This is a genomic window from Halolamina sp. C58 (assembly GCF_051195095.1).
Classification (GTDB): Archaea; Halobacteriota; Halobacteria; order Halobacteriales; family Haloferacaceae; genus Halolamina.
Window position 1 is genome coordinate 1108142 of sequence record NZ_JBNTJY010000001.1, and the last position, 18642, is coordinate 1126783.

Annotated in this window: 24 protein-coding genes; 7 read left to right on the top strand and 17 right to left on the bottom strand. The window is 69.8% G+C overall.

The features are described 5' to 3' along the window. Positions 1–57: 57 nt before the first annotated feature. The gene (locus ACQUSM_RS05810; RefSeq protein ID WP_435116653.1) at positions 58–1860 is read right to left on the bottom strand and encodes a S9 family peptidase; all 1803 of its coding nucleotides are present in this window, start codon (positions 1858–1860) and stop codon (positions 58–60) included. A 60-nt stretch (positions 1861–1920) separates the two neighbouring features. Between ACQUSM_RS05810 and ACQUSM_RS05815 the strand changes: the two genes are divergently transcribed. After that, entirely contained in the window at positions 1921–2664 is a 744-nt protein-coding gene (locus tag ACQUSM_RS05815; protein ID WP_435116655.1) for a DnaJ domain-containing protein, read from the top strand. A 42-nt stretch (positions 2665–2706) separates the two neighbouring features. Continuing rightward, the gene (locus ACQUSM_RS05820) at positions 2707–2988 is read left to right on the top strand and encodes an amphi-Trp domain-containing protein (protein ID WP_435116657.1); all 282 of its coding nucleotides are present in this window, start codon (positions 2707–2709) and stop codon (positions 2986–2988) included. Here ACQUSM_RS05820 and ACQUSM_RS05825 read toward each other — a convergent pair whose 3' ends face one another. Then, the gene (locus ACQUSM_RS05825; RefSeq protein ID WP_435116659.1) at positions 2989–3768 is read right to left on the bottom strand and encodes a MarR family transcriptional regulator; all 780 of its coding nucleotides are present in this window, start codon (positions 3766–3768) and stop codon (positions 2989–2991) included. A 50-nt stretch (positions 3769–3818) separates the two neighbouring features. Next, positions 3819–5090 (bottom strand): NAD(P)/FAD-dependent oxidoreductase, encoded by a 1272-nt coding sequence (locus ACQUSM_RS05830; protein WP_435116661.1) that lies wholly within the window; start codon positions 5088–5090, stop codon positions 3819–3821. Between the two features lie 101 nt (positions 5091–5191). Between ACQUSM_RS05830 and ACQUSM_RS05835 the strand changes: the two genes are divergently transcribed. From ACQUSM_RS05835 to ACQUSM_RS05845, 3 genes are read left to right on the top strand one after another with little or no spacing between them, the layout of a single operon-like run. Then, positions 5192–6508 (top strand): M28 family peptidase, encoded by a 1317-nt coding sequence (locus tag ACQUSM_RS05835; RefSeq protein WP_435116663.1) that lies wholly within the window; start codon positions 5192–5194, stop codon positions 6506–6508. Positions 6509–6557: 49 nt separating this feature from the next. Then, the gene (locus ACQUSM_RS05840) at positions 6558–7265 is read left to right on the top strand and encodes an NAD(+)/NADH kinase (RefSeq protein ID WP_435116665.1); all 708 of its coding nucleotides are present in this window, start codon (positions 6558–6560) and stop codon (positions 7263–7265) included. Positions 7266–7289: 24 nt separating this feature from the next. Further along, positions 7290–7730, top strand: coding sequence for a DUF7313 family protein (locus tag ACQUSM_RS05845; RefSeq protein ID WP_435116667.1), 441 nt, complete (start codon positions 7290–7292; stop codon positions 7728–7730). Between the two features lie 312 nt (positions 7731–8042). Here the strand turns inward: ACQUSM_RS05845 and ACQUSM_RS05850 are convergent, their stop codons facing one another. The 7 genes from ACQUSM_RS05850 to ACQUSM_RS05880 form a co-directional block, all read right to left on the bottom strand. Then, entirely contained in the window at positions 8043–8312 is a 270-nt protein-coding gene (locus tag ACQUSM_RS05850; RefSeq protein WP_379731172.1) for a DUF7314 family protein, read from the bottom strand. 52 nt (positions 8313–8364) lie between these two features. Further along, positions 8365–8697, bottom strand: coding sequence for a DUF7315 family membrane protein (locus ACQUSM_RS05855; protein WP_435116670.1), 333 nt, complete (start codon positions 8695–8697; stop codon positions 8365–8367). A gap of 3 nt (positions 8698–8700) precedes the next feature. After that, the gene (locus ACQUSM_RS05860; RefSeq protein WP_435116672.1) at positions 8701–9462 is read right to left on the bottom strand and encodes a cytochrome bc complex cytochrome b subunit; all 762 of its coding nucleotides are present in this window, start codon (positions 9460–9462) and stop codon (positions 8701–8703) included. A 4-nt stretch (positions 9463–9466) separates the two neighbouring features. Further along, entirely contained in the window at positions 9467–10267 is an 801-nt protein-coding gene (locus tag ACQUSM_RS05865) for a cytochrome b (RefSeq protein ID WP_435116673.1), read from the bottom strand. Between the two features lie 3 nt (positions 10268–10270). Further along, positions 10271–10660, bottom strand: a complete 390-nt coding sequence (locus ACQUSM_RS05870) for a DUF7318 family protein (protein WP_435116681.1) — start codon at positions 10658–10660, stop codon at positions 10271–10273. After that, positions 10660–11253, bottom strand: a complete 594-nt coding sequence (locus tag ACQUSM_RS05875) for a plastocyanin/azurin family copper-binding protein (protein ID WP_435116687.1) — start codon at positions 11251–11253, stop codon at positions 10660–10662. Before ACQUSM_RS05875 ends, ACQUSM_RS05870 begins: the two co-directional genes overlap by 1 nt. Positions 11254–11349: 96 nt before the next feature. Beyond that, complete coding sequence (locus ACQUSM_RS05880; protein WP_435116689.1) at positions 11350–12159, bottom strand: DUF7319 domain-containing protein; 810 nt, start codon at positions 12157–12159, stop codon at positions 11350–11352. Positions 12160–12262: 103 nt separating this feature from the next. Here ACQUSM_RS05880 and ACQUSM_RS05885 point away from each other — a divergent pair, with 103 nt between their 5' ends. Next, complete coding sequence (locus ACQUSM_RS05885) at positions 12263–12742, top strand: DUF7321 family protein (RefSeq protein ID WP_435116691.1); 480 nt, start codon at positions 12263–12265, stop codon at positions 12740–12742. A 27-nt stretch (positions 12743–12769) separates the two neighbouring features. Here ACQUSM_RS05885 and ACQUSM_RS05890 read toward each other — a convergent pair whose 3' ends face one another. The 3 genes from ACQUSM_RS05890 to ACQUSM_RS05900 are packed head-to-tail and all read right to left on the bottom strand — an operon-like array spanning position 12770 to position 14368. Further along, positions 12770–12982, bottom strand: a complete 213-nt coding sequence (locus tag ACQUSM_RS05890) for a hypothetical protein (protein ID WP_435116693.1) — start codon at positions 12980–12982, stop codon at positions 12770–12772. A 45-nt stretch (positions 12983–13027) separates the two neighbouring features. Further along, a complete protein-coding gene (nth, locus tag ACQUSM_RS05895) occupies positions 13028–13711 on the bottom strand; it encodes an endonuclease III (RefSeq protein WP_435116695.1) in 684 nt (227 codons plus the stop codon). Positions 13712–13768: 57 nt separating this feature from the next. Further along, the gene (locus ACQUSM_RS05900; RefSeq protein ID WP_435116697.1) at positions 13769–14368 is read right to left on the bottom strand and encodes a DUF420 domain-containing protein; all 600 of its coding nucleotides are present in this window, start codon (positions 14366–14368) and stop codon (positions 13769–13771) included. Positions 14369–14449: 81 nt separating this feature from the next. On the opposite strand from ACQUSM_RS05900, the gene ACQUSM_RS05905 reads away from it, so the two are divergent. Further along, complete coding sequence (locus tag ACQUSM_RS05905; RefSeq protein WP_435116699.1) at positions 14450–14857, top strand: HIT family protein; 408 nt, start codon at positions 14450–14452, stop codon at positions 14855–14857. 429 nt (positions 14858–15286) lie between these two features. Here ACQUSM_RS05905 and ACQUSM_RS05910 read toward each other — a convergent pair whose 3' ends face one another. The 4 genes from ACQUSM_RS05910 to ACQUSM_RS05925 are packed head-to-tail and all read right to left on the bottom strand — an operon-like array spanning position 15287 to position 18604. Further along, a complete protein-coding gene (locus ACQUSM_RS05910; protein WP_435116701.1) occupies positions 15287–16333 on the bottom strand; it encodes an NAD(P)-dependent glycerol-1-phosphate dehydrogenase in 1047 nt (348 codons plus the stop codon). Positions 16334–16385: 52 nt separating this feature from the next. Continuing rightward, the gene (locus tag ACQUSM_RS05915; protein ID WP_435116703.1) at positions 16386–17114 is read right to left on the bottom strand and encodes a LysE family translocator; all 729 of its coding nucleotides are present in this window, start codon (positions 17112–17114) and stop codon (positions 16386–16388) included. Positions 17115–17153: 39 nt separating this feature from the next. Next, positions 17154–17927, bottom strand: a complete 774-nt coding sequence (locus tag ACQUSM_RS05920) for a TMEM165/GDT1 family protein (protein WP_435116705.1) — start codon at positions 17925–17927, stop codon at positions 17154–17156. A 2-nt stretch (positions 17928–17929) separates the two neighbouring features. Beyond that, positions 17930–18604, bottom strand: a complete 675-nt coding sequence (locus ACQUSM_RS05925; RefSeq protein WP_435116707.1) for a metal-dependent transcriptional regulator — start codon at positions 18602–18604, stop codon at positions 17930–17932. Positions 18605–18642 lie beyond the last annotated feature (38 nt).

Genomic DNA, 18642 nt, shown 5'->3' on the forward strand with positions numbered 1-18642 from the left:
CGATGGTGACTTAACAGTTTCCCCAACTAATTGGAGAAGAACCGACGGTAGCGAGGCTCAGACGTGCTCGTCGAGGAAGTCGACGACCGCGGAGTACGCCTCGATGCGGTTCTCCAGCTTCGAGAACCCGTGGCCCTCGTCGGGGAAGAGCAGCTTCCGCACCGGGACGCCCTGCTCACGGGCGTCCGCGACGATCTGCTCGGCCTCGCTCACGGGCACGCGCGGATCGTTCTCGCCGTGGAGCACGAAAAGCGGCGCCGCAATGTTCTCGATGTTGTTGGTGGGGGAGATCTCTTCGAGGAACTCTCGATCCTCGTCGAGGCTGCCGTACTCCGCTTCCCGCAGCGAGCGCCGCCAGTCGCTGGTGTTCTCGAGGAACGTGACGAAGTTCGCGATCCCCACCACGTCGACGCCCGCGGCCCAGAGGTCGGGGTACTCAGTGAGTGCGGAGAGCACCATGAAGCCGCCGTAGGAGCCGCCGTAGGCGACGATACGGTCCGCGTCGGCGTCGGGGTGGTCCTGCAGCCACTCCACGCCGGCTTTCAGGTCCTTCACCGAGTCCATGCGGTTGCGCACGTCGTCGAGGCTGGCGTACTCCTTCCCGTAGCCCGAGGAGCCGCGGACGTTCGGCTCGAACACCGCGTAGCCGTTGTTGAGGAAGTACTGTTTCACCGCGCGGAACGAGGGGCGGCGCTGGCTCTCCGGCCCGCCGTGGATGTCGACGATGACTGGCAGTTCGCCCTCCGCATCTTCGGGCACCGAGAAGAAGCCCGGGATCTCCCGGCCGTCGAAGCTGGGGACGTGGACCAACTGCGGTTCGACGAACGTCTCGCGGGGGATCCCCGCCGTGGCCGCGTTGGTCCAGCGCTCGCGCTCGCCGGTGCGCGCGTCGGCGACGTGGACGTTCGTGTTGTCGGTGCTGGCGGTGACGGTGACCGCGTACTCGTCGCCGTCGGGGGCCCAGTCGAGCCCAGCGACGACGCCCTCCGGGAACGAGGCGGCCTCTGCCGGGTCGATCCGATCAGCGTCGACCAGTTCGCCCACCGAGAGGTCGGTGTAGCCGTCGACGTTCCGGGTGTACGCCACCCGGCGGCTCTCCTCGTGGATCGAGACGCCGTCGACGTTCCACTCGCCCCCATCTTCGACGACGGAGAACTCGCCTTCCGAGAGGTCCAGCCGTTCGAGTCGGAGCGTGTCGGAGTCGTGATCGGTGACCATGTACAGCGACTCGCCGTCGGGCCCCCACTCGACGCTGCTGAACCGCGCGCGGCCCTCGTGGGGCGTGACGTGGCTGATCCCGCCGTCGCTCACGTCGAGCACGTGCACGTCGTGGTCGAAGCTGGAGTGGGCCTCGTGGACGAGCAGCCGGCCGTCGTCGGGCGACCAGCCCGAGAGGCTGAGCCAGCCGTCGCCCTCGTAGACGAGTTCGGCGTCGTCCCCCGTCCCGTCGCGGTCCTGCACGTAGATGTCGAACACCGTGTGGTCCCGGCGGTTGGAGGCGAACGCGAACCGCTCGCCGTCGCCGTCCCAGCCGCCCCAGCGGTGTTTCGCGCCGGGACGCTGGGTTCGGTTGGTGATCTCGCCGGTCGCGGTGTCGAGCGTGTACAGTTGGGCGCGCTCGTCGCCGCCCTGATCCTTGCCGAACGCGAGCTCCGCGCGCTCGGGGGCGTAGTCGACGAACGTCACGCGGTCGTCGAAGAACGTGCGCTGGACGGGCCACTCGCCGGGGCCGTCGACGGTCCAGACCTGCGCGGTGCCGGTGGTGTCCATCAGGAACGCCAGCGACTCGCCGTCGGGGCCGAACGAGCCGCCGTAGGCGCTCCGGACGTTGAGGTACCGCTCGATGTCGTACGTTGTCACGGCTCACCGGTCGCAGTGTGGGGCCAAGGGCGTTCGGGTCGCGGTCGGCTCGTGGGGTTCGTGCGGGCAGAGCGCCCGTCAGCGGCCGCCAACGAGTCGTTGAAGGGGCTGCCGACCCAACACTGGGGCGTGCTCCCCGCCGTCTCCACCGGACTGCCGTCGTGGCTCGTCTCCGGCCTGCTGCTCGGCGTCGCGGCCTCCGTCGTCGTCGCGCTCGTGTTCGCGCTGGGCGAACGCTACATTCCGGACCCCGACCGGAGCGGGCGCCGCGTCGGCGGGCCGGGGCGCCAGCGCGCCGAGATCCGCGCGGTGTTCGATGCCGCCGACGAACCGTACCTCGAGGATTACGAGCTCGGGACCACCACGGTCGCGTTCTATCTCCCGGACCGGGACGTCGCGATTACGTTCGACCCGCGGGCGTACCTCCGGCTCGCGGACGGCCCGACACACGTCGTCCTCTGTGAGCACGAAGTTCCGGGCGCCACGATCGGCCGCCGACTCCCGTTCGACCTCGGCGTCGACGCCAGCGAGCGAGCGGCCGGCGCCGGCCCCCGTGGCGGTCGCCGTGGCCGCGCGGGCCCGCGGGGCGGCCCGGGCGGGGCTCGCGGTGCGACGGCTCCTCGCGGCGACCCCGTCGGCGACGCCTTCGACTTCCTCGATCTGGACCGCGACGCCGACGCCGACGAGGTGCAGACGGCCTACCGCGAGCAGGTGAAGGAGCTTCATCCGGATCAAGGCGGCAGCGAGGAGGAGTTCAAACGCCTGCAGGAGGCGTACTCGACCGCGAAGGAGTACGCGAGCTGACCTGCCCGATCACTTATGCTCGTGGGCGACCTCTCTCGGGGTATGCCCGAGGAAGTGCTGTTCAAGACCGAGAGCGACAGAAGCCGGAGCGAGATCGCCGACTACCTCCGACAGGTGGCGGACTCGCTGGACGGCGGCGGCGAGATCACCCTGCAGGCCGGGACCGAATCGATCGCCGTCGATCCCGCCGAACGGTCGACGTTCGAGGTGAAAGTCGAGCGCGAGGGGCCGGCCGACCGGCCCGAGAAGAGCATCGAGTTCGAACTGGAGTGGCAAGAGGGCGAGAGCGGCAGCGAAGCCGGCGGCGATCTGCAGATCGAGTAGTCAGCCGCCCTCGACGACGTACTCCGTCTCGCCGTCCCGGAGCGTGTCGGTCACCCGACCCACCTCGTCGCGCGTGACCGCGACGACGACCTCCTGCCCGCGAGCCGCGGCCTCGGCAGCTACCTCGCCCGCGCCCGCGGCGACCGCGGGGGAGTGGTCGACGCGGCGGAGCGCGACGACCGCCTCGACGCCGCTGGCGAGCACCAGATCCGCCGACTCACACGCCTCACCGAGCGCGTCCGCGTCGACGCCGCGGCTTCCGCCCGCCCGGACCGGCGGCACCTGATAGACGGTCACCGTGCCGGGCGCCATGTCGATGACGCCCTCGAACCCCGTAACGCCCACGTCGGTGCCCGCCTCGGCGTCGGTGGTCGCGACGCCGGTCGCCGCGCCCTCCTCGCCGGGCGTCGCGTGCAGCAGGCCGTTCCGGATCGAGAGCGTGACGGTGTCGCCGGCCTCGACCGCCTCGACCGCGATCGCGGCGTCCTCCTGGAGGCTCTCCAGCACGTCGTCGGTGACGTGATCGACGTAGCGCCGCAGCGACTTGGCCTCGCGGAACAGCCAGTCCACCCCCTCCTTGGTGACGCGGTAGCGCGAGCGCCCCTCCTTCTCGACCAGCCCGTCGTCGACCAGTTCGCGGATGTACTCGCTGACCGCCTGGCTGGTGACGCCGACGGCCTCGGCGATCTCGCCCTGACTCACCGCCGGCTGGCGGTCGGCGATCTCCGCGAGGATGCGAAAGCGGCTCGCAGTGCGTTTGTCCGCCAGCGCGTCGCTCATAGCCGACCTGTGGGCTGGACGCCACATAAACCGCCCGACCTGCCGGGTGCTCAGGCGTCGAACGCGCCGTCGACGGCGTCGGCCGCACGCGTCCCGCTCTCCAGCGCCCCCTGGATCGACGACCAGCGCGTGTAGTCGCCGGCGAGGAACACCCGCCCGGCTGGCTCGTCCACGTCGGGAAGCCGCGCGTGCGTCCCGGGCGGCTGAGCGAACTGTGCGAACGGGATCCGGTCGGTCGCGAGCGGTTCGAGCCCGGACACGTCGCGTTCGGGGTACCACGACGAAAGCGCCTCGCGGGTCTGTTTTGCGAGCGCCTCGGCGGAACGGTCCTGTGCGCCGTCGTCGACGAAGGAGGCCGCGAGCAGCGCGTCGTCGCTGCCGTCGCCGTACTCCGGGGCGACCGCCGAGAGCTGGGCGACGGTGTTCGGCGCCTCGCCCCCGGCGTTGAGCATGATCCGCGTGCCGGCGTCGAGTTCGGGGCCGGGCAGGCGGTAGTGTTGAGTGACGACGCCCGCGCCCTCGGTGGGGATCGACTCGACGCCCGTGAGGTCGCGCGCGGTCGGGGGGTCGGTCGCGACGACGGCGGCGTCGAACTCGCGGCTGCCGGACTCGGCGTCGAGCACGACGCGGTTTCCACTTGTGTCGAGATCGGCGACCGCGACGCCGGTCCGCATCTCGACGCCGGCCTCGCGCGCCTTCTCGGCTAACTGCGCCGGGATCGCGGCCATCCCCTCGGCGGGGACGACGATGCTCCCCAGCGACATCGCGCGGAACGTGTACTCGAACACGTTCGCGGAGGTCGACAGCGAGCGATCGAGCGTGATCCCGCCGTACAGCGGCGCGGCGAAGTTGTCGAGGAACGCTTCGGAGAACCCCGCGTCTCGGAGGTACTCGCGGATCGAGCGGTCGGGGGTGTCGAACGTCGGCCAGTCGCCGCCGGTGAGTCGGCGGCGGAGTCGGAGGGTCCGGAGCTTGTCGGCCAGCGTGACCTCGCGGGAGAGCGCGGAGGGGAGGAGCGCGCCCGGATCACGGAGCGGATCCGAGAGCGTCGATCGCGTGCCCGGCCGGCAGATGACGCCACCGGGGGCGAACGACCGCAGCGAGAGCGCGTCGAGATCGAGTTCGCGTCGGACCGCGGGGTAGGCCTCGAACAGCACCTGAAAGCCGCGATCGCAGGTGAACCCGTCGACGGTCCGGGTCCGGACCCGGCCGCCCAGTTCGTCGCGCTGCTCGAACAGCGTCACGTCGTGGCCCGACTCGGCGAGCCGGCGGGCGGCGACCAGCCCCGCGAGCCCCGCGCCGGCGACGGCGATGTCGCTCATACCGGGCGTTCGAGCGGCGGGCCCATAGCTCCGCCGCCCGCGGAAGCGGCGAACCCGGCCGGAGCCGATAGGTGATAGCCGCCGCCGCGCGAGGGTGACGTATGGCAGACTGGATCGCGGAGACGTTCCGGAGCGACGCCGGCTGGGACCACCTCGAGACGCTGGTCGACATCGGCAACCGCATGGCGGGCCAGCCCGGCGAGATGGAGGGGCTGGAGGCCACACGCGACGCGTTCGCGGCCGCAGGCGCCCGCGACGCCCGCGTGGAGACGTTCGATCTCGCCGGGTGGGTCCGCGGCGACAGCTCGATCTCGACGCCCGAGACCGTCGAGGACTGCATCGCGCTCCCGCGCGGGCCGGCGGGCGAGGTGACCGCCGAACTGGTCGATCTCGGCGCCGGCCTCCCGGAGGATTTCGAGAACACCGACGTCGAGGGGAAGATCGTGCTCGCGACCTCGGACGTGCCGGAGTACTTCGACCGCTACATCCACCGGACGGAGAAGTACCAGTACGCCGTCGAGGGCGGCGCGGCGGCGTTCATTTACGCCAACCACGTCCCCGGCGAGCTCCCGCCGACGGGCAGCGTCGGCGGCAGCGACGGCGGCCCGTACGGCGACATCCCGGCGGTGGGGGTCTCCGCGGAGACGGGCGCGCGCCTCGCCCGGCGCTTCGACGGCGACGAGCTGTCGGTGGCGGTCGAGTGTGAGACGCCCGAGACGCAGTCGGGCAACGCGGTCGCCGAACTCGGCCCCGACACCGAGGAGTACGTGATCCTCTCGAGCCACGTCGACGCCCACGACATCGCGGAGGGCGCGCGGGACAACGGCGCCGGGACGGCGACGATCGTGGAGGTCGCGAACGCGCTCGCGGCCCGCGAGGACGACCTCGACACGCGCGTGAAGTGCATCGCCTACGGCGCCGAGGAGGTCGGGCTCGTCGGCTCGGGGCTGGAGGCCGAGACCGCCGACCTCGGCGCGATCAAGTCGATCGTCAACGTCGACTCCAACATGGGCAACCGGACGCTCGAACTCACGACCCACCGCTTCGACGAACTCGACGCCGCCGCCGAACGGGTGAGCGACCGCTTCGACCACCCGATCGCGACGGTGCCGCGGATGGTGCCTCACTCGGACCACTGGCCGTTCGTGCGCTGGGGCGTGCCGGGCTATATGGTGTCGAGCAAGTCCGACTCCGCGGGCCGGGGGTGGGGCCACACCGAGGCCGACACGCTCGACAAGCTGGAGAGCCGGACCCTGCGCGAGCAGGCGATCCTGCTGACGGAGCTGGTGGTCGAGGTCGCCGACGGCGCCGTCGAGATCGAACACGCCGACGCGGAGACGATGGCGGGCTACCTGAAGGCGGAGGATCAGGCGATCGGGATGAAGAAGACGAACGGCTGGCCGTACGAGTTCGAGTAGCGACACACAGACCACCGTCGTTTTACCCGCGCACTCCGACGACGCGAGCATGACCCAGTCGACGCCGATCAGTCGGGTCAGCCTCCACGGCGCCGACGCCGACCTCGGACCACTGACGGTCACCGACGCCGACGCGGACGCGGTCGTCGCCGTCGGCCCGGAGGCGGTCGGGCGCGCGGCGCTCGCAGACGCCGACACGCCGATCCTCGCTGTCGACGCCGACGACGGCCGCCACGGCGCGACCCGTGACCGACTCGACGCCGCCGCCGCGGCGCTTGCCGACGGCGCCTACCGCAGCGTCACCCACACGATCCTCGGTGTCGTGGTCGGCGGCGAGCGCGTCGATCGCGCCGTCTTCGACGCGACGCTGATGACGAGCGAGCCCGCCCGGATCTCCGAGTACGCCGTCTCGGCGTCGGGCGAACGCCTGTTCGACGTTCGCGCCGACGGCGTCGTCGTCTCGACGCCGCTGGGGTCGGCGGGCTACGGGCGCGCGGCCGGCGGGCCGGTCGTCACCCCCGGCGGCGGGCTGTCGGTCGTCCCCGTCTCGCCGTTCTCGACCCGCGCGAACCCGTGGGTCGTCCCCGGCCCGCTCTCGCTGCACGTCGAGCGCGACGAGGGCGACGTGTCGCTGTTCGTCGACGGCGAGGAGCGCCGGCAGGTCGGACCCGACGAGCCCGTCGAGATCGCCGCAGTCGGTGAGTTCACCTGCCTCCGACCGCTGGTCGAGCAGCCGCCGGAATTGGAAAAGCACTAAACCGTCCTGTGCCGATATGCGGGTATGACCCCACTGCAGTTCGCCGTCCCGATCGGGGCGCTCGAATCGATCTCTGGGGCGTTCCCCTACGTGATCCTGGCGCTCGTGCTGGTCAACTTCGTCACGCGTCACCGCGCGTTCAATCACTACAAGCGCGCGGCCCAGAACGGCGCCGACACGCTCGACCGCTACGTGCCCCACGTCGCCGTCTCGGCGGTGCTCGTGCTCGTCAGCCTGCTGTACCTGGTGATCGAACCGCACTCGGGGATGGTGATCTCCGTGCTCGTGATCGGGACGATGATCGCCGACATCTTCGAGTTCGAGGCCCGGAACGTCGAGGCCCGGAACAACCTCGACATCGAGAAACCCAAGGGTGCGATCACGGTTTCGATCCTCGCGCTGCTGTACGCCGCGTTCACCGCCCTGTTCTGGGTGATCGAGGATCAGTGGGCAGCGATCGTCTGAGACGCCGCCGACGCTTCCGAGCGCCGTTCGCTTCCCGCCGCCGTCCGCTTGCTGCTGCCGTCTTCTCGTCGCCGACGCTTCTCGCCGTCAACGCTTCCCGCTGCTGTTCGCTTCCGATTCGGGTGCCACACGACAGACGTGACCGTCTCGGGCCGGAGGATCACGATCAACCGGGCAGCCCCCCCACTGGAGCGATCACGGCCGACCGGACAGCGTTCGCCGACTGGACGCCGACGAGGAGCGGTACCGAAGCGGCGATCGGTACCGGTCCGGCTAGCGGGGTGGGAGCGACCGGCGAGAGAAAAGCGAGAACTACTCGTCGACGACCAGCGCCTCGCGGGCCTGCCTGCCCGCGGGGATGATGACCCAGAACGTGAACGCGCCGATCAGGGCGGTCCAGAACATCAGGTCGCCGAGGAAGATCCCGAGCGTGTCGAACACGGTTCCGGGGTCCTCCGGCGGCGCCGCCACTAGCTGGCGGGTGCTCTCGAAACTGGGCGTCCGGTACCAGCTCGCGGAGATCATCCACACGAGGGCGGCCACGCTGAACAGCCCGAACCCTTTCATGAACTCGTCAGCCATTACCTGAAACTGGGCCGCGAGCCCTCTTCAGCGTTTCCCATCCCGGCGGCGACTACCCCGACTCCTCGCCCATCCCCTCGGCGGTGAACCGGGTGCCGAGCACGTAGACGGCCGCGCCGGTCGCGATCGACAGCAGCCCCGCGACGGCAAAGGCCGCCGAGAGCAGCGAGTCGGCGGGGGAGAGCGAGAGCGCCGAGAGGATCGAGCGCACCAATCGTCGGAGCAGCCCCGTGCCGAGCGCGGCGGCGTCTAAGAGGAGGAAGCCGAACACGACGGCGAACACCGCGATCAGCGTCGAGAAGACGGTGACGGTTTTGTAGAGCCGCATGGGCACCTCCACGTCGCGCCCGTCGCGGCCCTCGGGACGGCGGTCGTCGTCGGCCACGGCCTACTTCGGCGGCCGCAGCCGGTAGTAGCGGCGGTTGAGGTCGTACATGTACCCCTCGCGCATCGTCTTCAGCACCGCGTAGGTGATCCCGGCCATCACGATCGGCACGAGGAACGTCAGGTCGAACAGCAGGCTGACGTTCATCGGCATGATGTTCTGGATCGACAGCAGCGAGATGGTGAACGCGAACGTCAGGCCGCCCATCCCGACGGCAGCCCAGAACGGCTGCTCGACCGGGCGGCGGGCGCTCCCCTTGTTGAGGAACGGGACGATCGCGATCGCGCCGACGATCACCACGTTCGCCATCACGCCGTACGTTCGGTCGGCCATCAGCTTCTCCCCGCCGAGCAGCGAGATCGCGGGGTTGAGGTCACCCAGCTTCAGGAGGCCGAACGACCAGTAGAGGTACCAGTCCGGCAGGATGATCGACGGCGTCGAGCTGGGGTTGGCGGGAGCGCCGATGTGGGGCGGGAGCGTCGCCGCCAGCAGCAGCAGCATGCCGACGAAGAAGCTCGTCAGCGCGAGGTTCCGGATCAGTTCGTGGGGCCACGTCGGGAACGCGAGCACGTCGCGCTCGACGTACGTCGACTCCTCGCGGAGATCCTGATCCTCGCGGCGGGCCCGCTCGAAGTACTCGTAGGTGAGACGGGGGAGTCCCGTCCGCCGACTCTTGCGTTCGCTCCACGTCGGCGTGTCGTCGTCCGGCGGGACGATCCCCGTGCCGCCGTCGGTTCGTGCGTCGGGTTGGTTGTCGTCGCTCATTGTGTTAGTGGGGTTCCGCGATGCCCTGCATCCAGACGATGCCGATGTGGATCGCGATCAGCGAGGTCACCACGAACGGCAGCAGGAACACGTGGATGATGTACATCCGCTGTAGCGTCGGTGCGCCGAGCGAGAAGCCGCCGAACACCAGCTGGGCGACCCACTCGCCGATCACGGGGATCGACAGCGCCATCTCGACGCCGATCTGGCCCGCCCAGTAGGCGAGCTGGTCCCACGGCAGCAGGTAGCCCGTGTACCCGAAGCCCATCGTGAGGCTGATCAGGACGATCCCGAGCAGCCAGTTCAGCTCGCGGGGCTCCTTGTACGCGCCGGTGAAGTAGACGCGGAGCATGTGCAGGAACACCGCCGCGGTCATCACCTGCGCCGACCAGCGGTGGATCGAGCGCAGCATGAAGCCGAACTGGAGGTCCTGCATGATCATCGCGATCTGGGAGTAGGCGACGGTGCCGGTCTCCGCAGCGGCCGCCGAAGGGGCGTAGTAGAACCCCAGCAACGCGCCCGATAACGCCGCGACGACGTACGCCAGCGTCGAGAACGACCCCAGCGCGTACAGTGGGTACCAGTACCAGAACTTGTTGTCGAGGTTGTACTGCTCGGTGTGGCTCTTCGGCATCTGGAGGTTGACGCGGTAGTACATCGTCTCCAGCAGCTCCAGGTAGTCGACGATGCGGAACCGCTTGTCGAGCCAGATGAGGGTGAACAAGTACCCTTTCTCGATGGGGGAGAGCTGCTTCTCCTCCATCCAGCCGAGATGGTCGTGTTCGTCTTTCTCTTTGAGGCTCATTGGTTATCGTTTGTAGTACGGGTACACCGCGCGCTTGATCTGGTCCCAGACGCCGGCGCCCTCGAGCTGTTCGCCGTCGGCCTGGTCGCCGCGGACGTAGAGGTCCTCCCACTTGCGGCGGCGCTTCTTGACGACCATCACGTCCGGGAGGAACTCCTTCCGGTAGATCGCGAGGATGAACGCGAGGTCGATGAACACGATCGCGAGCAGCCCGCCGAGGAACATGTTCCCGTCGGCGGTCAGCGCCCAGCCGGAGACCAGCCCCCAGGTGAACATGAACACGAAGACGATCTCCAGCAGCGTCAGCAGCACGATCGCGATCGCCGCGGCCGTGCTCTCACGCGCCGGCTCGTAGCGGTGGATGTCGCCGTAGGTGGATCCGGACGTGGACATCACTCACCACCCCCGGTGTTGCCGGTGTTGGGTGACTCGCCGTACTTGAGCACGTAGAACGTGAACACGAGGCTGACGAACATCATCAGGATGGTCGCCGCGCCCACCCAGTGAGGGTGGATCGGGGCGCCGATCTCGTGGAGCTCGCGTTCGCCGCCGCCGCCGGACTGGAGCTCCTCGACGACTTCGATCGAGCCGACCATCCCCGCGCTCTCGTGGGGCGTACAGACGTACTCGTAGGTGCCCGTGGTGGTGAACGTGTGGGAGTACTCGTGGCCCGAGTCGAACGTGGTTCCCTGCTCGCCTTCGCCCTCCCAGTTGGCGCCCTCGGGCTGGCTCTGTGGAACCACGTTGTGCATGTTACTGTCCCAGACGAAGTTCACCGTCGTGCCCGTCGCGATCGTGAGATCGGCCGGTTCGAACACGAGGCTTCCACCCGGCCCGACGGTTACCGTCTCCGTCGGTCCACCGCCGCCGCCACCCTCGGTGCCGGTGGTCGTGCCGGTCTCTTCCTGCCCGGCCGCGACCCCCGAGCCGAGGGCGACGGCTCCGCCGGAACCGCCGGTCGCTCGGAGAAAATCCCGCCTCTTCATACGGCCAAAACGTGGGACGGCCGGCGCTTAAACCCTCCGTTTCACACCACCCTCGACGCCGCCGACGGCGGTACGACGCGCCCGGCGACCGGGGTCTCAGTCGCCGCCGTCCTCGTCGGGCTCGTCGCTCAACTGCGGGACGAACTCCGGCCGCTCGCCCGCCTCGTCGACGGCGCGGAGCCGGTCGCGGTACTCCGCGGCACGGAACCGGTCCGAGAGCCGCGCGTTCGCGACGACGGTGAACAGGAACACGCCGATCAGGGCGAACAGGATGCCGACTGCCGGGCCGACCACGCCGCCCTGTGGCACGTCGGGCTGGAGGTCGAACAGCAGCGAGCCGACGACCAGCCCGAGTCCGGCGAGGATCTGGGCCGCGGCGACCAGCTGGAGCATCGTGTTGCCGAGCTCGCCCGACCCGGACTCGACGTCCTCGGGGTCGGGGAGGCTCGGATCCTCGGGCGGCGTCGGCACCTCGTACTCCGCCATCGAGCAGAGCGCGACCGTCGGCTCGACGTCCCGGAGCACCGTCCCCTCGCCCTCGACGCTGCCGTCGGGGTTGACGATCGCGTACCCCTCGTCGGAGTAGGCGAGCAGTCGATCACCCTCGGCCCCGGGATGGCGTTCGAGCCGCGCGAACACCTCGCGGGTCGCGATCCGGTTCTCCAGATCCTGCTCGACTCGGTCGATCAGCTCCGCGCCGGTGATCCACGTGTCGTGGTCGAACGCCGCCTCCCACTCCTCGCGCTCCATCTCGGCCATGTCCGCGGGGCCGAAGTCGTCGAAGTCGTACTTCTGCTCGACCTCCTCGCGGAGCGCCTCGAGGTCGGTCGACTCGGCGGCGTCGCCGCTCTCGGCGTCGTCCGCGCGTGCCCGCTCCGCAGCCTCGTCCTCGGAGGGGTCGGCCATAGCGACCGTTGGACTGGCGCGCCGTTAAGCGCTTCGCGAGCGCCCCGACGACGACGCGCCGGAGTCGCTCCTTTTAGGCGGACGCGCCGCGAACGTCGACGAGATGGTCTCCGAATCGACCGCGGCGACGCTCGCCGCGCTGTCGGTCACGATCAGTCTCCCCTTCTTCCTCTACGGGGCGTGGTACGCCATCGAGACGGAGGTGATGACGTGGGAGCGACTGCTCCACCACCTGAAGTTCGTGGTCACGGGGCTGGTGCTGACGACGGCGCCGATGGTCTTGTGGATGATCCCGCGACTGGCGGAGCAGTTCGGCGGGCTCGCGGCGCTGCACGCCTTCTTCGGCCTGCAAGCGTACGCGCTGCTCGTGCTCGCGCTCACGGGGATCGTCCGCATCTTCCAAGCCAAGCGGCAGGCGGATCTCTACCGCAACCCCGACCCCGAGGCCGACATCGGCGAGCTCCACGAGAACATGGGCGCGTGGCGCCGACGGCTCCGGATCGGCGTGTTCGGCTACCTGATCCTCTGGATCCTCGCGTACCTCGTCGGCATCGTGCGGTACCTGATGGACTACGTGCTCTGACGCCGGCGAAAAACGCGACGACCGCGGCTAGCTCTCGAACGGCTCCTCGTCGCGGTGGTTGTCGGGGTTCTCCTGCTGTTCGGCCTCTGTCTCCCGGACCTGGCTGTCGGCGTCGTCCCGGCCCGGCTCCCGGTCGGGGTTCTCCTCCTCGACCTCGTCGGGCGCGGACTGCTCGGCGTCGTCGGCGGTGTCCAGATCGGTGTCCTCCTCGACGTCGATCCCGTGGTCTTCGTCACTCATACCCCGTCGTTGCGTCGGTCGAGCAAAAACCGTGGTGGCCGTTCCTCACCACGCCTCGCCGCTGGCGAGGTCGATCTCGCTGTCGCCCTTCGCGGACGGGCAGATATCCGCCAGCACACACTCGCCGCAGTCGGGGTTGCGGGCGGTACAGACGGCGCGCCCGTGGTCGATCAACAGGTGGGTGAACTGCTGCCAGTGTTCCTCGGGCACCACGTCGAGGAGGTCCTCCTCGATCGCCTCGGGCCGTTCCTCCTCGGTTAGCCCGAGTCGGCGGCTGATCCGCTGGACGTGTGTGTCGACGACGATCCCCTCGACCACGTCGTGGGCGTGCTGCAGCACCACGTTGGCGGTCTTCCGGCCGACGCCGGAGAGCTCCGTCAGCTCGTCCATCGTGTCCGGTACCTCGCCGTCGTGTTCCGCGACGAGCGTCTCGCCGATGCTCTTCAGGTAGCCCGCCTTGCTGTTGTGGAACGTGATGCCGTAGATGTCGTCGGCCAGCTCCTCCTCGTCGGCCGCGGCGAAATCGTCGGCGGACTCGTACTTCTCGAACAGGTCGTCGGTCACCTCGTTGACGCGCTCGTCGGTACACTGCGCGGAGAGGACGACCGCGATCAGGAGTTCGAGTCGCGTGTCGAAGTTCAGCGAGATCGTGGAGTCGGGGTACTCGGCTTCGAGGCGGTCGATCAGTTCGGCCGCCTGTGCGCGGCGTGGTTCGAGTGGCTCGCCCATACCCGCCGTTCCGTTCCCCCGGGGTTGAACGGTTCGGTCGCGGCCGCGGGCACGCGCCTACATCCCGGTACCGGCGGTGAACTCGTAGCTGTACACCCAGTTGAGGAGCACGTACGTCAACACCCCCATCGACAGCGAGAGGATCCACGAGCCGGCGGCGACCCGCCCCACGCGCTTGTGGGGCGTCTCCTCGCGCAGCTCCCGCGGCGAGTGAGTGAGGCCGAGCACCAGCGCGTACAGCACGACCGGCACCGCGACCACCGAGAGGATGATGTGGATCGCGAGCATCAGCAGGTAGGCGTAGTAGACGGGGTCGGGCGCGCCGACCATCTCCTTCGTCCCGCCGCCGCCGATCTTCCAGAGGTACAGCACGAGAAAGACCATGATCAGCCCGAACGCGCTCCCCATGGCCTTCCGGTGGCGCTCGACGTTCCCCTCGCGGATCCACTTCCAGCCGAGGACGAGCAGCACCGTCGCCACCGTGTTGATCCCCGCGATCGCGTGGGAGAACAGGTTCACCTGCGCGTTCGTGAGGTCGGGGTAGATGGGGAGTGCCCCCGCGAACGTCCCGATCACCAGTCCGTAGCCCAGCACCGAGAGGAGTGCGACCGTCGCCCGCGGGCGATCGTGCGCGCGCGATCGGAGGGTTTCCAGCATGGCCGGACGGTGGGGCCGCAGCGACAAGGTGGTTCGGGTTCCGGCCGAGACGTTTTGCCGCCGGCGTTCGAACCGGTCGGCATGGCCGACTGTGAGTTCTGCGCCATCGCCGCCGGGGAGCGTGGCGCCCACGTCGTTCACGACGACGAACACACGCTCGCGATCCTCGACGAGATGCCCACCCGGCGCGGCCACACGCTCGTCCTCCCGAAAGCCCACCGCGAGGAGCTACTCGGGACGGACGAGACGGGGAAGGCGGTGTTCAAAACCGTCGACGCCGTCGCCGGAGCACTCCGGCGGGTGCTCGACCCGGACGGGTTCAGCGTGTTCTACACCTCCGGCCCGCTGGTCGGCTCGGTCCGACACGCGCACGTCCACGTCGTGCCACGCGCGGCGGGCGACGACGTTTCGCTCGCGCTCGACCGCGGGGATCTGGATCACGACGCGGCCGCCGACCTCGCCGCACGGATCCGCGACGCCGAGCACTGACCTCCAGTACGGGATCGCCGGAGCGATGTCCCGGGGTTTATGTCCGATGGCGCGGAAACAGCGGGTACGGGTGATGGCGACGCACCCGTCCTCGGTCGGACGGGCCGGCTCCCGCCGCGACGGGGTGGCCCCCACGGCGCGGCGGACTCGGCGCGCCACCGGCCTCTCCGACCACTCTCGCCGCGCGGTCCAGGACAGACCGCGCGGCGTTCCTTCGTTCCCGAGCGTTCGCTCCCCGCTCGGGGACGTTCTCAGACCGACGAGCGACGCGGTTCTGTCCCTTCCGCCGGAACGGTCCGGGCCGTCGGTTCACTCGCGCGAACGGACGTGAGCGCGAGGCCAAGGAAGGGGCGAAGCCCCTGACGCAGGCTTTTGGTCGAGCTTTTGCCAGCGAGCGAGTGAAACGAGCGAGCGAAGCAAAAGGTCGGTTCAGATGACGCCCGTCGTCTCCGCCACGTCCCGGGCCGCCTTCTCCGTGATCCCGTCGCCCAGTACGGTGTAGCGGTCGCGGATCTCGTGGGCGGTCGTGAGCGCCTCCAGCAGTTCGGCCTCGCTCACCCCGAGATCGTCGGCCGTCGTCGGCGCGTCGAGGCTCTCCAGCGCGGCCCGGATGTCCTGCCACAGCCCGTCGGGGCCGTCGTGGAGGTAGGCGGTCATGATCGAGCCGACGCCGACCTGATGGCCGTGGAGCGCACGCCCCGGCGCGATCCGGTCGAGCTGGTGGGAGAACAGGTGCTCCGCGCCGGAGGCGGGACGGGAGGAGCCCGCGATCGACATCGCGACGCCCGAGGAGACCAGCGCCTTCACGACGATCCACGCCGACTCCTCCAGCCCGGGCCGGATCAGGTCGGCGTTGTCGACGAGCATCTCCGCGGTCATCCGGGCCAGCGCGCCGCCGTACTCCGAGTACTCGACGCCCTTGAGGCGCTGGGCGAGCTGCCAGTCCGCGACCGCGGTGTAGTTCGAGATGATGTCCGCACAGCCGGCGGTCGTGAGCTCCCACGGCGCGTCGGCGATCACGTCGGTGTCGGCGACGACCGCCAGCGGCGGCTCGGCGGCGACGGAGTGGCGCGTGTCGCCCTCCGGGATCGACCCGCGGCCCGAGACGATGCCGTCGTGGCTCGCGGCCGTGGGAACGGAGACGAACCCCACGTCGAGCTCGTCGCTGGCCATCTTCGCGGTGTCGATGGGTTTGCCGCCGCCGAGGCCGACGAGGTAGCCCGCGTCGACCTCGCGGGCGGCGTCGATCACGCTCTGGACCTGCTCGAACCCCGCCTCGGCGACGATCACCGTCTCCGCGCCGGGGAGCTGCTCCCGGACGCGGTCGCCGACGATCTCGTTGGGCGAGGGGCTGGTGACGATCAGCGGCGTGCCCGAGAGGTAGAGCTCGCCGACGGCGTCGCCGAGCTCGTCGAGCGTCCCGTGGCCGACGACGACGTTCCGGGGGAGCCGGATCCACGTCGATTTGTCGAACATGCTCCGGTGGTCGGGTGCGGCGGTGAAAAGCGGTTCGTCAGTCGGCGCCCGGTCAGGCCAGCACCCGCCACGCCTCGAACAGGAAGCTGACCCCGAAGCCGGCGAGCACGAGCGCGCTCACGGCGGCGACCGCGGGGGCGAAGGAGTCGACACGGCGGCCGGCCTGCACCAGGGCAGCCGGGAAACTCACCAGCCAGAGCGCGACGCCGCCGAACAGGCCGACGATCAGCGCCGGGCTGCCCGTTTCGACGACGAACACACCGGTGAGCGTCTCGCCGACGAAGGGGAGCACCGCCAGCACGTCGAGCGTCCCGGGGTCGAGCAGCCCGACGCCGGCGGTCAGCCAGAACAGGATCTGGTAGGGGTTCGTGAGCGCGAGCACGAACGCGCGGCGGAACCCGGTCGACTCGCCGTCGGCGAGCGGCGGTTCAGTCGATCCAGTCTCGCTGCGATCAGCCTCGTCCTCGACCGACGACGGCGCGAACGACTCCTTGACTCCCGTTGCGGCGCCGTACGCGAAGTAACACATCAGCAGCCCGCCGACGCCGAACATGACTCCCTGTGCGGTCGGGTACTGCTGGACGATGCCGACGACGCCGCCGAGCGCGAGCAGGAAGAACACGAAGTCCGCGAGCCCCGCGCCGAGCCCGGCTTTCGCGCCCGCGGTCCAGCCGCGGAGCACGCTCTCCTCGGCGATCACGGCGTTCATCGGGCCCGGCGGCGCCGCGAGCGCGAGCCCGAACGCGGCGCCGGCGACGAGCGACGGGACGAGATCGAACACGAGGAGACAAAGGGCCGAAAATGCGAAAAATCGCCCGGTTCAGCGGCGCCGGAGCACGCCGACGACCGCGGCCACCACCAGCGCCGCGATCGCGGCGTACAGCACGACCGTCGGCGCGCCGAGCACGACGGCGCCGAACGCGAGGAACACGACGGCGGCGCCGGCCTCGATGTACGCGGTCGGCAGCACCGCCTCGACTTTCCCGCCGATCACGGCATCGACGCCCGTCCGGAGCGCGAGCGCGCCGATCACGCCGACGAACACCGAGACGGGCGCGTCGGGGAACGTCGCCGCGAGGTTGATCGTCAGCAGCTGGGTCTTGTCGCCGAACTCCGCGAACAGCACGAACAGGAAGCCGGTGAGGAGGCCGCCGTAGCTCCCCACCCGGACGAGCAGCGCGTCCGGGACGAGCCGTCCGGAAATCCCGACGTCGAGCCCGGTGCCGGACGTTATCGACCGGGACCGGTCGCCGTCGCGGAGCCCCTTCGCCGCCGAGCGGGCGGTCCAGACGCCGAAGACGACGAACAGTCCGCCGGTGATCAGGGTGACCACGCTCGCGGGCAGCACCGCGACGACGTACTGGCCGAACGCGACCTCCAGCGCCGACCAGAGGGTGAAGGCGCCCATGGCGCCGAAGAACACTGCCTTGGCGTCGTACCGCGTCGCGAGCGTGATCACGACGAGCTGGCCCTTGTCGCCGAACGTCGCGAGCAGGTTCGCGAGGAAGGCGGCCCCGAGCGGCCCGTAGCCCGAGTACCGCGAGATCACCGCGTCCAGCCCCGACTGCAGCGGGAGCGCGAGCGCGCCGGCCATGCTCAGGCGACCTCGCCCATCGCAGCCCGGACGCGGATGGCGTCGGCGACCTCCTGCGGGAGGCTCTGCTCGGTGCCGTCGTCGAGGCGGACCGTCACCATCCCGAACGGCGCCACGTCGACGATCTCGATCTCGGTTCCGGGCGTGAGGCCGGCCTCGGCGAGGTAGTCGAGCTCCTCGCGGTCGCGATGGGGAACTCGGGAGACGACGACGCGGTCGCCCTCCGCGAAGCTGGTGAGGCGCTCGCCGGCCTCCTCGTCGACGGGGTCGAGCGTCTCGGTCGGGATCGGGTCGCCGTGGGGGTCGACCGCTGGGTCACCCAGCGCCTCGGCCATCCGCCGTTCGAGGTTCTCGCTGATGTGGTGTTCCAGCGTGTCGGCCTCGTCGTGGACCTCCGACCAGTCGAAGTCGAGGTGTTCGGCGAGGTACGCCTCCAGTAGGCGGTGGTGCCGGATCACCTCGAGCGCGACCGTCCGCCCCTCGTCGGTGAGTTCGACGCCGCTGTACTTCTCGCGGTCGATCAGCCCCCGATCGGCCAGCTTCTCCATCATGCTGGTCACCGTCGGCGGGGTCTTGTCGAGATACTCCGCGACCGCCGAGGTGGAGACCGGCGCACCCTCCTCGCGTTGGATGACGTAGATGGCTTTCAAGTAGTCCTCCATCGCGTCGCTCAGCATGTCGAACGATACGTTTCGACGCGGCAAAAGATCCCCGG